This window comes from Staphylococcus debuckii, assembly GCF_003718735.1.
GTDB lineage: Bacteria > Bacillota > Bacilli > Staphylococcales > Staphylococcaceae > Staphylococcus > Staphylococcus debuckii.
In genome coordinates, this window is sequence record NZ_CP033460.1 from 157,043 (window position 1) to 170,480 (window position 13,438).

The 13,438-nt window shown below is 36.5% G+C and carries 13 protein-coding genes; 10 read left to right on the forward strand and 3 right to left on the reverse strand.

The features are described 5' to 3' along the window. Positions 1-179 precede the first annotated feature (179 nt). From CNQ82_RS00805 to CNQ82_RS00820, 4 genes are all read left to right on the forward strand, one after another. On the forward strand, positions 180-560 hold the full coding sequence (locus CNQ82_RS00805) for a general stress protein (RefSeq protein ID WP_123143646.1): 381 nt from the start codon (positions 180-182) through the stop codon (positions 558-560). A 108-nt stretch (positions 561-668) separates the two neighbouring features. Continuing rightward, on the forward strand, positions 669-1,334 hold the full coding sequence (locus tag CNQ82_RS00810) for a hypothetical protein (protein WP_123143647.1): 666 nt from the start codon (positions 669-671) through the stop codon (positions 1,332-1,334). 118 nt (positions 1,335-1,452) lie between these two features. Next, the gene (locus tag CNQ82_RS00815) at positions 1,453-2,427 is read left to right on the forward strand and encodes a hypothetical protein (protein WP_123143648.1); all 975 of its coding nucleotides are present in this window, start codon (positions 1,453-1,455) and stop codon (positions 2,425-2,427) included. A gap of 386 nt (positions 2,428-2,813) precedes the next feature. Next, positions 2,814-4,139, forward strand: coding sequence for an L-cystine transporter (locus CNQ82_RS00820; protein WP_206125367.1), 1,326 nt, complete (start codon positions 2,814-2,816; stop codon positions 4,137-4,139). A gap of 119 nt (positions 4,140-4,258) precedes the next feature. On the opposite strand, the gene nfsA is transcribed toward CNQ82_RS00820, so the two are convergent. Next, positions 4,259-5,014 carry an oxygen-insensitive NADPH nitroreductase gene (gene nfsA / locus CNQ82_RS00825; protein WP_123143649.1) on the reverse strand — a complete coding sequence of 252 codons (756 nt, stop codon included), beginning with the start codon at positions 5,012-5,014 and terminating at the stop codon, positions 4,259-4,261. A 162-nt stretch (positions 5,015-5,176) separates the two neighbouring features. On the opposite strand from nfsA, the gene CNQ82_RS00830 reads away from it, so the two are divergent. The 6 genes from CNQ82_RS00830 to CNQ82_RS00860 all read left to right on the forward strand — a co-directional run bounded on the left by CNQ82_RS00830 (position 5,177) and on the right by CNQ82_RS00860 (position 11,780). After that, entirely contained in the window at positions 5,177-5,956 is a 780-nt protein-coding gene (locus CNQ82_RS00830) for a 2-keto-4-pentenoate hydratase (protein WP_123143650.1), read from the forward strand. Positions 5,957-6,357: 401 nt separating this feature from the next. Next, complete coding sequence (gene ahpC, locus CNQ82_RS00835) at positions 6,358-6,927, forward strand: alkyl hydroperoxide reductase subunit C (protein ID WP_095107108.1); 570 nt, start codon at positions 6,358-6,360, stop codon at positions 6,925-6,927. Between the two features lie 16 nt (positions 6,928-6,943). Beyond that, the gene (gene ahpF / locus CNQ82_RS00840; protein WP_123143651.1) at positions 6,944-8,467 is read left to right on the forward strand and encodes an alkyl hydroperoxide reductase subunit F; all 1,524 of its coding nucleotides are present in this window, start codon (positions 6,944-6,946) and stop codon (positions 8,465-8,467) included. Between the two features lie 581 nt (positions 8,468-9,048). Continuing rightward, positions 9,049-9,678 carry a phosphatase PAP2 family protein gene (locus tag CNQ82_RS00850; RefSeq protein WP_123143653.1) on the forward strand — a complete coding sequence of 210 codons (630 nt, stop codon included), beginning with the start codon at positions 9,049-9,051 and terminating at the stop codon, positions 9,676-9,678. Positions 9,679-9,746: 68 nt separating this feature from the next. Further along, a complete protein-coding gene (locus CNQ82_RS00855) occupies positions 9,747-10,370 on the forward strand; it encodes an NDxxF motif lipoprotein (RefSeq protein ID WP_123143654.1) in 624 nt (207 codons plus the stop codon). A 243-nt stretch (positions 10,371-10,613) separates the two neighbouring features. Next, on the forward strand, positions 10,614-11,780 hold the full coding sequence (locus CNQ82_RS00860) for an ArgE/DapE family deacylase (protein ID WP_123143655.1): 1,167 nt from the start codon (positions 10,614-10,616) through the stop codon (positions 11,778-11,780). A 58-nt stretch (positions 11,781-11,838) separates the two neighbouring features. Here CNQ82_RS00860 and CNQ82_RS00865 read toward each other — a convergent pair whose 3' ends face one another. Together CNQ82_RS00865 and CNQ82_RS00870 are read right to left on the reverse strand one after the other, a co-directional pair. Next, entirely contained in the window at positions 11,839-12,432 is a 594-nt protein-coding gene (locus CNQ82_RS00865) for a histidine phosphatase family protein (protein ID WP_123143656.1), read from the reverse strand. A 224-nt stretch (positions 12,433-12,656) separates the two neighbouring features. Then, positions 12,657-13,250 (reverse strand): hypothetical protein, encoded by a 594-nt coding sequence (locus CNQ82_RS00870; RefSeq protein WP_123143657.1) that lies wholly within the window; start codon positions 13,248-13,250, stop codon positions 12,657-12,659. Between the last annotated feature and the right edge of the window lie 188 nt (positions 13,251-13,438).

Genomic DNA, 13,438 nt, shown 5'->3' on the forward strand with positions numbered 1-13,438 from the left:
GGAATTCTATTTTCATTGTAAATAACTATAAAAGACGGTTTCTTTTTTCAGAATTTTCAACTTTATCTTCTTGAAAACCTCTAAAATTAGACGTACCATAATAATTGAACCGTTTACATTATTATCAGATAGGGTAAATAGTTTTATATTAGTAATAATTTCGGAGGGGGAGCTTTACTATGGCAGATATTCTTATTCTTACATCACAAGATGAAATTTTCGACGCATTAAAACGTAAATTAGATGAGGGTTACACAAAAGAGGAGCTATCGGTAATTAGTAAAAACAAACTGCATATCGGCAGCGTTGAAAGTACAGACGTAAAAGTGCAATCAACGAGCGGTACATTCAGTGACCGAGTAGCCCGCCTCCTTACTGGAGAAGATGGAGAAGCAGCAGTATTAGGTCATTACGATTTAACAGACACAGAAAAACAAGTGTGCAAACGCGAAATCTTGAATGGCAATATTGTAATTTTAGCTGACAAATATGCGCACAGCAGAAAAGAATTCAAATCAGAGCACGATGAAAAAAAGCCTGAGAAAGAGTATGAAATTTAATACTTAGTTGAGTGATGAAATCGGCAGTATTTCTGCCGATTTTTTTATTTCTTAATCATTATTTCCGCTATGCTATAATGAAAAGAAAAATGCGGGAGGGCAATCTTTATGGAATTTAAACTAGTAAAACAAACATCTGATCCGTTGTATGAAACTGCCTTAAACTTATATGATACCTACCAATTCGGCAATGTAATGCAGCAACATCACGTCTTCAAACAATCTCTTGAAAATAAAAGGACTAAAAATGATTACGTCTTTTTAGTAGGTTTAGATAAAGGAGAGGTTGTGAGTTTAGCAACTGCTCATTATGAGGCCACTACCAATGCTGCATTTATTATTTATCTCGTAGCTGTAGATACACCTGAACGTGAACAATATTTGACCGATACACTCGCACAAGTTCAAAATGAATTAGATCATTTGGCTCAACGCGTTCATAATCGCGAAGTGAATTTCTTTATGATGGAAGCCTTACCGTTACCTGATTCAATGGACGAGAAAGATGCTGACCTACTCTTTAAACGCCATCGCTTTTTGAATGATCACGGCTTTGAAGAACAAACTGAAATTGATTATAAGCGTCCAGGGTTGGAAAAAGATGCACCGCCTATCCCGTTAAATTTATTCCTGCACACTCGAATTCCTCTTACGAAAGATATTTATGCTACAAGTGTGAAGTCATGTTATATCTTAAAATATGTTTTTGCGAATCACCTTTCACGAAAAAGAGTGTATCCTCTGTTAGAAGAAATGGACTTACGAAAATCTTAAGACAACTTGAAATATTGCAGCAATCACGGTAAACTAGCATAGAGGTTAGACTGACGTTTGTGTGCCGGAAGACAGACGTCTCACTAAAACAATATAGAAGTGAAAGGATACTGATCAGATGCTAACAAAAGAATTTGCCCAACGCGTTGAATTGAGCGAGAAACAAGTACGTAAAATCGTTCAACATTTAGAAGAACGCGGTTACCATTTAAATAAAACAGAATACCGCGGCCGTGAAGCGACTGACTTCCAAGAAGAGGATATTGAACTATTTAAAGAAATAGCGGAGAAAGTTAAAAAAACCAACAGCTACGAATTAGCTTTTGAAGAATTAGAAAAAGAAAACGACTTCTTGCAAATTGTCGTTAAAGAAGACGAAGAAAATCTTCCAAGCGACCAAAACTTTGCGAAGATTTTAAACGACTTGCATAATGACATTGCAAAAATGCGCGAAGAACGTCAAATGCTCGGTCAAATGATTTCTCAAGTGCATCAGCAACAAAAGGACTTGCAAACATTGCAACAACAAATGACTGATAAGCTAGATCAACATGCTGAAACATTGAAAGCAATCGAGACAGCGCAGCAAGAACACGCTAAAGCGGTGGCAGATAACACTAAAGCTGTAGAATCAAATACAGCTAAAGTATTGTCTCAACCGCAAGAAGCTAAACAAGAAACTAAACCTGAAGCATCAAAATCAACTACCGCTTCTTCCACTAAAGCGGAACCTGCTAAAGCAGCATCTCAAAATGAAAAACCAAATTCTACAGCAGACTTCAAAGGCGTTGCCGTTTCAGCACAACCTGAGAAAAAAGAAGAAAGCAAAACAACTGCTTCTGCTTCATCTGAAGATCAACCTAAAGCGACTGCTGCTTCTACTGACAAAGAAGATAAGCCTAAAACTGAAAATCAATCTTCTTCAAAACAAAAAGATTCAAACAGTGTACCTGAATCTGAAGTACAAGGCACACCTAAAACAACAACACCTGAGCCAGAAGTTCCTGTGGATGCACCACGTAATGAACACCAACCATCTGCTCACCATAAACAAGAGAAGAAAGGTTTCTTCGCTCGTTTATTCGGAATGTAACTAATTAGAATATACAGAACTGAGCCTTCAATAAAAGGCTCAGTTCTTTTTCTATATACCAGCCTTTACTCACAGTTAGTCCTCTTCCTTCTCCTTATCAAAACCGCCATTGACCCGTGTTGATAAATACGATATATTTACTAAGGATTTAAATAGCATTAATAATTATTTAATAATAGATATCTACTCTTAATTTGTCTTTTGTAATTATTCATGTCTACAATTAAGCTAGGGATATGTGAACTTTCTACATAAATGCTATTTAAAACTCATAATTGTGCTTCTTACAATATCAAATTATCAGAAGAAAGGAAGTTTCGATTCGATTGGGTTTTATCATTCTTAACATCATTGTATTTTTACTTCTCATCATAGGGTTATTTTTCATGGCGAAGAAACACGTGGCTTTCTCTAAGCGCGTCTTCGCAGCACTAGGCATCGGAATTGTATTAGGGGCAATTCTACATCTCGCTTACGGATCAGATTCAAAGATCACTACCACAACTACAGACTGGTTCAGTATTGTCGGAGATGGTTACGTCGCCTTATTACAAATGATTGTCATGCCTTTGATTTTCATCAGTATCGTTTCAGCATTCACTAAGATTCAATTAGGTGAAAAATTTGCGAAAATCGGTTTCTTCATTTTCGTCTTTCTCATCGGTACAGTCGCTGTAGCCGCTATTATCGGTATCATTTCAGCACTAGTATTCGGCTTAGATGCTTCATCTATTGATTTAGGAAGCGCTGAACATGCACGCGGAACAGAAATTACTCAAAAAGCTAAAGAAATGACTGCAAGTACCTTGCCGCAACAAATCTTAGAATTATTACCTACTAATCCATTCTTAGATTTCACAGGTCAACGTACAACTTCTACCATTGCAGTAGTTATCTTTGCAACATTTATTGGCTTTGCCTACTTACGTGTTGCACGTAAACAACCAGACAATGGTCATATTATTAAACGCGGTATTGAAGCCGTTTATTCATTAATCATGTCTATCGTTACTTTCGTCTTGCGCTTAACGCCGTACGGAATCTTAGCGATTATGGCTTCTACCATTGCTACAAGTGATTTCGGCGCGATTTGGACACTCGGAAAATTCGTTCTTGCTTCTTATGCAGCCTTAATCACCATGTTCATCATTCACTTGATTATTGTAGGAGTGCTTGGATTAAATCCTTGGCGTTATTTAAGAAAGACAGCAGAAGTTCTTATTTTCGCCTTTACTTCACGTTCAAGTGCAGGCGCATTACCATTAAACGTGCAAACGCAGAAATCCCGTTTAGGTGTGCCAGAAGGTATTGCGAACTTATCCGCTTCATTCGGTCTTTCCATCGGCCAAAACGGTTGCGCAGGTATCTACCCTGCTATGCTTGCCGTAATGGTTGCACCCGTAGCACACGTACAAGTCGACTTCCAATTCATCATTACGTTGGTGGCAGTAGTAGTTATCTGTTCATTCGGTGTAGCTGGAGTCGGAGGCGGCGCAACTTTCGCAGCCATCTTAGTTTTATCAACATTGAACTTGCCAGTCGCACTTGCAGGGGTCCTAATTTCAGTTGAACCCTTAATCGATATGGGACGTACAGCGTTGAATGTAAATGACTCTATGTTAGCAGGCACAGGTACAGCAAAACTTACACATAATCTAGACAAAGAAAAATTCAATTCAAACCAATATGGTGATTTAAGCACAGATTATTAAGATAATCAGAATTAGAGTACTGACTGAGGTTCCAACCTTTCCGTCAGTACTTTTCTTTTTGAAAAAAATAAAAAAAGAGCAGAATCCTCTTCAAGAGAACCCCACTCCTTAATAAGTACTTATCTTTCAATAAATCCAGATTTATGCAATTCATCCAACATGTCTGCACGTTGTTTAGAACCTAAGAAACCAGCAATTTGTTGTGACCAAGTTTCACTACGTTGTCCGCCAGTACGTTTTTTATAATATTCACTGACTTCTGTATCAAATTCTTTCAAGTAAGCTAATTGATCTGCTTTATCTTGATTGTATTCATTTTCATGGAAGACACTTTCAAATGGTAGACGCGGTTTCGGTGCACCATTTTCATCATCAGCCGGCTCTCCTACTGCCATACCAAATAATGGGAAAGTGTACTCAGGCAATTTCAAAAGTTCTTTAACACGAGCTACATCGTTTCTCATTGAACCTAAGTAAACGATGCCTAATCCTAAACTTTCAGCTGCTACCGCCATATTTTGTGCTAATAATGCAACATCAATGGTTCCTACAAGCAATCCTTCAGCAGATTGGAATGATTTTTCCATGTCTCCATCAATTTGTTCATTAATCAATTCATGACGATGATAATCCATTACAAACATAAATAAGTAACCATTTTCTTCTACATAAGCTTGTCCAGAAACTTCACGCAACGCTTTTTTAATCTCAGGATCAGTGATACCGATAACTGAGTATGTTTGCAAATAACTAGAAGTTGAAGCGCTTTGTCCCGCTTGTACCAACTGTTTTACAGTTTCTTTACTTAATGGTTCTTGTTTGAATTTTCTTACTGAATGATGTCGATTCATTAATTGTTCGATTACATCTGACATAAACATTCCGCCTCCAATTTATTAGCTTTAAATAGTTAAAGTTATAATACTGTTCCCTATTCTACCTTCTCTTCAATCAAATATAAAAATAAACGCTTTGAAAGTTTTTTCAATTAAAGTTATTCTAATAATAGTAATATTCTGATAAAAGGAGTGATTTTTGTGACTCAACACAAAAAAGAAATCGTCAATACCTTATTCAAAGCGCAACAAAATCATGAACCCGTAGAATTTATCTCTAAAACTTACGAGGTAGAAGAGCCTGTCGCTTATCAAATTCAAGACGAACTGATTTCCGAACTGAAAAAAGCTGATAACAGTGAAATTGCCGGCTATAAAGTGAGTATGACTAGTGCTGAAACACAGGCCTATGCAAATACAAACGAACCTGCTTATGGCACTATCTTATCTAATAAAGTAGTCAAATCCAGAGATACAGTAGCTTTATCTAAACTATTCGCACCGTTAATTGAACCTGAATTAGTCTTTGTCTTGACTGAAGATTTAACTGTCAGTGCTTCAGATGAAGAAATTTTACAAAGTGTTAAAGTAGCACCTGGCATTGAAATACCTGATGCACGTTATATCGACTGGTTCCCTAACTTTACTTTAGGCGATCTAATTTCAGATAACACCGCTTCTGGATTAGTAGCACTCGGTGAAGCAGCAGACCCCGTTTCTTATGAAGACTTTGCAAAGATTACGTTAAAACTTTCTCATAATGATGAAGAAATTGCGACAGGCGTGTCTTCCGATGTCTTGGATAATCCGATTGAAGCATTGAAATGGTTAATTCGCAAACTTGATGAACAAGGCAAACGCCTCCACAAAGGAGAAATCGTATCATCAGGTACCTTTGTACCGCCTGTCCCTGCCAAAGAAGGCACTTATACAGCTGAATATAGTTATCCTGGCGCTATCCAAGTTACTTTTGAAAAATAAACACAAAGACAAGACGGTTTATTGAAGTTTTCTCACTGCACATACACTGGTGTTAAGTGGGTATAATGATAATGGAAATGTGATTGCGATTAATAATCACTATTCTTTATTGAGAAAATGAAACGCTAATTGATATTACGAAGCACGTATCAATCTCTAAGAAATCTTATTTCACGCAGATAAGCACGAAAGGTCTAAAAACCTTTATAAATCAAGAGATTCGCCTTAAAAATAAAGGTATTCTCAAATTGAGTTTCTTATATTGACTATTTATAACGTAAATGTGATAATAGGTTTCGAAGAGATTAGAATTATTATAATTAAATAATTAAGACAATGTAGCTTTCTTAATTGAGTTCTAATCTAAATTAACTACTTATATTTCTAGGAGGATGTATTTTATGTCATTGATTAACAAAGAAATTTTACCATTCACAGCAGACGCATATAACCCTAAAGAAGATGAATTTATCGAAGTTTCAGATGAAACATTACGCGGTTCTTGGAACGTTGTAGTATTCTATCCAGCTGACTTCTCATTCGTTTGCCCAACTGAATTAGAAGACGTTCAAGGTCAATATGATGAATTACAAAAATTAGGTGTGAATGTTTATTCAGTATCAACTGATACTCATTTCGTACACAAAGCTTGGCATGACCATTCAGATGCAATCAGCAAATTGCAATATACAATGATTGGTGATCCTTCTCAAACAATCACTCGTAACTTCGACGTATTAGACGAAGAAAAAGGCTTAGCTCAACGCGGTACTTTCATCGTTGACCCAGACGGCGTAGTACAAGCTGCTGAAATCAACGCTGACGGAATCGGCCGTGATGCAAGCACATTAGTACACAAAATCAAAGCTGCTCAATATGTACGTCAACACCCAGGTGAAGTTTGCCCTGCTAAATGGGAAGAAGGCGGAGAAACTTTAGAACCAGGTCTTGACTTAGTGGGTAAAATTTAAGGAGGCATTCATTTAAATGCTGAAAAAAGAGTTAAAATCACAATTATCCCAACTTCTTAAATTAATGGAAGGCGACGTGGTTTTAACAGCGAGCTATGATGACAGCGAAAAATCTAAAGAGTTGAAAGACCTGTTAGATGAAATTGCTGATATGTCATCTCATATCACTGTTAAAGAGGATACACTAGAACGCACACCAAGTTTTAGTGTAGACCGTCCTGATGAGCGCACTGGTATTGTATTTGCCGGTGTGCCGTTAGGTCATGAATTCAACTCACTCGTTCTGGCTTTATTACAAGTCAGCGGCCGCCCTCCTAAAGAAGAACAAAGTGTTATCGATCAAATTAAAGCGCTAGATCAACCGCTTCATTTTGAAACATTTATCAGCTTAAGCTGTCATAAATGTCCTGATGTGGTTCAAGCGTTGAACTTAATGAGTGTGCTCAATCCGAACATTTCACACACAATGATTGATGGCGCAGTATTCAAAGAAGAGTCTGAAGATATCATGGCAGTACCTGCTGTGTTCTTAAATGGCGAAGAATTTGGTAATGGCCGTATGAGTATTTCTGACATTCTAAACATGTTAGGAAGCAAAGCAGACCCAGCTGAATATGATAATAAAGAACCTTACGATGTATTAGTTGTCGGAGGAGGTCCTGCAAGCGGTACAGCTGCAATCTATACTGCTCGTAAAGGACTGCGTACTGGTATCGTTGCAGATCGTATCGGCGGTCAAGTCAACGAAACTGCAGGTATTGAAAACTTTATTACCGTCAAAGAAACAACAGGTCCAGAATTCTCATCTGCTTTAGAAGCACATATTAATGAATACGATATCGACGTAATGGAAGGTATGCGTGCTTCTCATATCGAGAAAACTGAAGACGGTATTGTTGTAACTTTAGATAATGATGCGAAACTAAAAAGTAAAACAGTGATTATTTCTACAGGTGCACGTTTCCGCAATCTGAATATTCCTGGTGAAGATGAATTGCGAAACAAAGGTGTAGCTTACTGCCCTCACTGTGACGGCCCTCTATTTGAAGGTAAAAATGTAGCAGTAGTCGGCGGCGGCAACTCTGGTGCTGAAGCAGCCATCGACTTAGCAGGAATTGTAAAACACGTCACACTTGTGGAATACAAAGACTTTTTACGTGCAGATGAAATTCTGCAAAAACGTTTACATGAATTACCAAATGTTGAAATCTTGAAAAACGCGCAATCTTCAGAGATTCTTGGTAAAGATCATGTAACTGGACTTAAATATACAGATAATAAAACTGGCGAAACGAACCAAATCGATGTTGAAGGTGTATTCGTTCAAATCGGCTTATTACCAAACACTGAATGGTTAGAAGGCGCTATTGATACGAATAATCAAGGCGAAATCATAGTCGACCGTAAACAAGAAACAAGTATGCCAGGTGTATTCGCTGCAGGCGATGTAACAGACGATCGCTTCAAACAAATTATTATTGCAATGGGTTCAGGTGCAGATGCTGCACTGAATGCATTCGACTATATTATCCGTAACTAATCTCTCCCTATCATTTTGATTACTACGGAAAGTAGAGAAACGGAATTCCTACATTATAGAGGATTCCGTTTCTTTTTTTGTGTTTTAATTATGTTAGAATATATATTGTTACTCTATTTTATAGCTAAAGGAGCTTGCACTTATTATGCTCTTACTACTGGTTTCACTCATTCATATCAACCAAGCTTCCAGCGCCTCCGCTAATACGCGAAATCTTTTCCTTGGATTCAACTCTCATCACACCTTGCAACATATCGATTGGCGCGAAATTCAACACTACTACCAATTACTCGAATTAAAGTATTTCAAATGTCTTTTATATCTCAGCTTTCCATGTATAATTATTGATATTTTCACTTTAGTGAAGTTTCATAATGCCTGGTTGATTTTGGCAGAGTTGGTGATTTATTTACTTTCTCTGACTCTCATTTCTAAAAAGGTAAAGCGCCATATCAATCAAATAGACGAATAAGTCGAATTCTATTAAAAATAAAAGCGTGAGTTCGTTCCAAAGTAGGATGGCAGCAGGCGTTCTATCCGCTATAATTTAAGTTATTAATTCAGAAAGTCAGGTTTTTAATATGTCAGCAATCCACAGAAAATATATTGCTTCCACTTTAATTATCTTAATTGCTTTAATGATGCTCGTGAAAACGAATCTCATCCTTTTCATAGACGAACCTGTTTATCATTTAGTGAGATTGCTCCATTACATACCTTATGCGCATACATTTCTGACCTTCTACTCAGAGATATTTGCGCCTTGGCATATGGTCGGTGTAATGGCCGTCATCATTCTTATTCTCTTATTTAAAGATCGACAAGTCGCATATATTACTTCTATATTTGCGACTTGTACTCTATTGTTAGGGATCGGCTTGAAATATTTTATTCATCGACCTAGACCGGTAGAATATATTTCAGGTTACAGCTTCCCAAGTTTGCATACATTGACAATAGCCGTAGCAGGTGTAGTATTCTTAATGTTGTTCCGCCGATTTTATTGGCACATTATCGTGTATATTATGGTATTCATCATGATGATTTCGCGCATTTACTTACACGCGCATTATTTTTCAGACACAGTCGCAAGTCTAGTATTTGAATTTTTATGTTTACAAGTTGCGCATCATTATTTAGTGAAGTACCATTTAGATGTCCCATTTACGACTTATTTACGTCATCCAAGACGTAAGAATTTCGACACTTAAGGTCTGATACAGAGATAGGCTATAATGGATGATAAGAGCAAGCAGATTATTAAAGGAGTTTCAATCCCATGAAATTAAAGTATCTCATAAGTATTACACTAGCTTTGGTGCTAACAGTTGTATTAAGTGCATGCGGCCAGAATCCAGATAACTCACAACACCACAATGCAAAATACGCGCCTAAAAATGCCACACCGCTTTCGAAAATTCAAATTTTCAAATCAGACGAAAAAGGTAAACAACTGACTGAAAAGGAAATGAATGAAAAATTGAAAGCATACTTAAAAGCTAACAACGATATCATCGATAACAAGTATGTGCTGCAACACCAACTCGATGAACAATATGACGGTAATCAGAAAGTCTCTAAAAAGTTAGATTCTGATTTACGTGATCTTGCCAATATCGCTACTAAGAATCAGATGAACTTCGAAAATTATATTAAAGATAATAAAGTGCCTGCAAATGAAAAAGAAGATATTAAACGTATTGAGAAATATTTCAAAGCGGTTAACCATAAAGCAGCACAAGCAGATCAGCAACTTGAGGAATTAAGTTACAGTCCAAATAATACAGTCAATGTAGTAGACGTTCCAACTAACTATGCTGGTGACGTCAATAATAAACAGCAAAAGAAAATTAAAGCTTTCTTGAAGGCGCATAATCTAGAAACCAAAGCAATAGATAAATAAAATGTATGACCGCTTCACTCTGAGGATAAGTGAAGCGGGCTTTTATTATTCCGATTTCATCCATCCCTTTTCTCTTAAGACGTACTTTCAATGATTTTATTTCTCTCATAGTCCGTCTTTTATACCAAAGGAAAATACACTATTTAATGTTCGTGTTTAGTGTGTTGAGTGATTTGTTTGAATTATGTGATTTCGGAACATACTATTATATATAAGTATAAATAAGATGAGGGGATGTTGATTATGGGAAAATTAAGTACAGATGAGAAGATTAAAATTTTAGCTGATTTAGTAGGTATTGAATCTGTAAATGATAATGAATTAGAAGTCGCTGAATATTTAAAGTCGTTATTGGCGCAACATGATATTCAGTCAACGATTATTAAAGTTACTGATTCACGTGCTAACTTAGTAGCAGAAATCGGAAGCGGAACGCCTGTCTTAGCTGTCTCTGGACATATGGATGTTGTTTCACCGGGCGATCCTTCGAAATGGCAGACGCCTCCCTTTAAATTGACAGAAGATAACGAAGGACGGTTGCACGGTCGCGGCTCTGCCGATATGAAGTCAGGCTTAGCAGCGTTTGTCATTAGTATGATTGAATTGCATGAGCAAGGCTTGCCGAAAAATGGAACGATTCGTTTATTGGCTACAGTTGGGGAAGAAATCGAAGGTCATGGCGCAAAAGCTTTTTATAAAAAGGGTTATATGAACGACGTAGATGCGTTAGTCATTGCAGAACCTTCGCAAGATAAAATTATTTATGCGCACAAAGGCTCTATGGATATTCGCGTCGCTTCAAATGGTAAATCTGTTCACAGTTCTATGCCGGACTTAGGTTATAACGCAATCAATCCTTTAGCGGACTTTATCAACCGCATTAACCAGGCTTATAACTCCATTAAAGATAGCAATGAATTACTAGGCGATTCTGTCGTAAACGCGACTATCATTAACGGCGGCTCACAGGTCAACTCTATACCTGATTATGCAGAGGCAGAATTCAATGTGAGAACGATACCCGAAGCCAACAATGAGAGCTATCAGAAATTGTTCGAGCAAATTGCTAAAAATGTGAAAGTAGATGCTCCAGATAGCGATTTGCAAATTGATACGTATATGTCACGCCCTCCTGTATTTACTACTGGCGATAATCGTTTAGTGGAAACAGCTCAAGCGTTGAGCAAACAATATTTAGGAAAAGAAGTTCCTAAGAAAGCTTCTCCAGGCGTTACGGATGCTTCTGATTTGGTAGTAGACAAAGGAGAAGACTTCCCATTTATCATGTTTGGTCCTGGAGAAACGAGCCAAGCACATGTTATTGATGAATATGTAAAGAAAGAAGATTATCTCAATTTCATCGACTTATTCGAAGCCTTGTTTATAGAATATCTCGACCATCAGAAATAATAATATAGGGGAGCGGAACAGAAATTATCTCGCTCCCCCTCTTTTTTGTCTTAATATATCAATAAATTGCCTGATCTGTATTCACTAAAATCGGTGTAGTATTCTTAATCTTTTTATTAAATAATTCTTCTTCAGTGATGATACCTAAATAGAATAAGCAACAACGAATCCAAATTAAATGCGCTACAATCACTACTACGCTATCTTTCTTATCAAATAGTTCAGAGAAAAATTCATCCACTCTAGCCAATACATCATTGTAATTATCGCCGCCCGGTGCACGTTGTGTGAAGCTATGGCGAAAATCTGACATGAGCGGATTTTCAAAATAAGGACGATATTCAGATTGCTTTATTAACGCTTCCTTAGAATGTCCTTCAAACTTTCCTAAAGAGCGCTCTCTTAATAATGCTGTAAACGTAACTGGAATAGAAGGGTCAAATCCATTACGATAAGTTTGTACGGTTCTTTTTAAATCTGATACATAAATATGATCGATATGTATGTCCGAAAAATATGCTTTCAAGCTTTCTGCTGATTTAATACCTACTTCGGTCAAATCCACATCCAGCTGACCGCAAAAGTAATGCTTCCCATTTCTATTATCATAATTTGTTGTTGATTCTCCGTGTCGAATTAAATAAATCTCCATGTTGTCTCACTCCAATTATCACTTTCATGGCCGGCCACTCTATTACTCTGTGTTGCCAGTAACAAAGTTGTAGGCACTAATGTATGTTTTACCCCATAATATGATAACATGAATTTATTCAATTTTATTATCGTTTTGTCATTTTGTTATGTAACTTTAATATTTTCTAAATCTTCTCGAAAATAAAAAAGCTGAGTGCCTATACACCCAACTTTAAAGTTTGCTTAAAGCAAATTTAATTTATTATTTTTCATTAAGATCAGTAAAAATTCACGTTCATCTTTTAATAAGTGAACATAGTCATCTGACATGACTTCTTTAGCTAATTCAATATTTTTCTTAGAAATAAAGTCAATCAACTTTTCATTTTCTTCATTGTCACCGTATTCATCTTTTGCTTTCGAAAGTAATGAATCTTCACATACTAGAATAAATGCTCGACCATAAGTCATATCCACTTTGCCACGTTGGTAATAAGATTCTAAGAATTTTTCAGCTTCATCAAAGTTGTCGGTATGTTCAAATATACCAAATACTTGATCCGTTACTTTTTCTGATATATTAGATAATCTTTCTTTTTCAGGGATATTATCAGGTTTCACTCTATCTTTGACTAGCATCTTTTGTTTTTTAATTTCTTCTTCAATTATGTCCAATTCTTTAGTACGTTCTTCTTTATTCCATTTATCACGATTATCTTTGTATTCTTGAAGTAAACTTTCTACTCTATGCAAGTCGAAATGACTTTCATCGTGTTCGCTTTGATCTAAATGGTCATAGTAATTTTGGTCATTTTTTTTAATATCTTCTTTGCTCATAATTAAAACTCCTTCATCCACCGAGTTTATTCAGTTGTCCAATGTACTTGGATACATCTCAAGAAAAGTATACCCATGCACAGTCGTGCTAAACACGGTTCACAATATAATTGACAACTATCATTTGAAAAGTAACGATTACAGTTAGGAATCTTAACTGTTATTCAAGATTCGTTTCACAACACTTT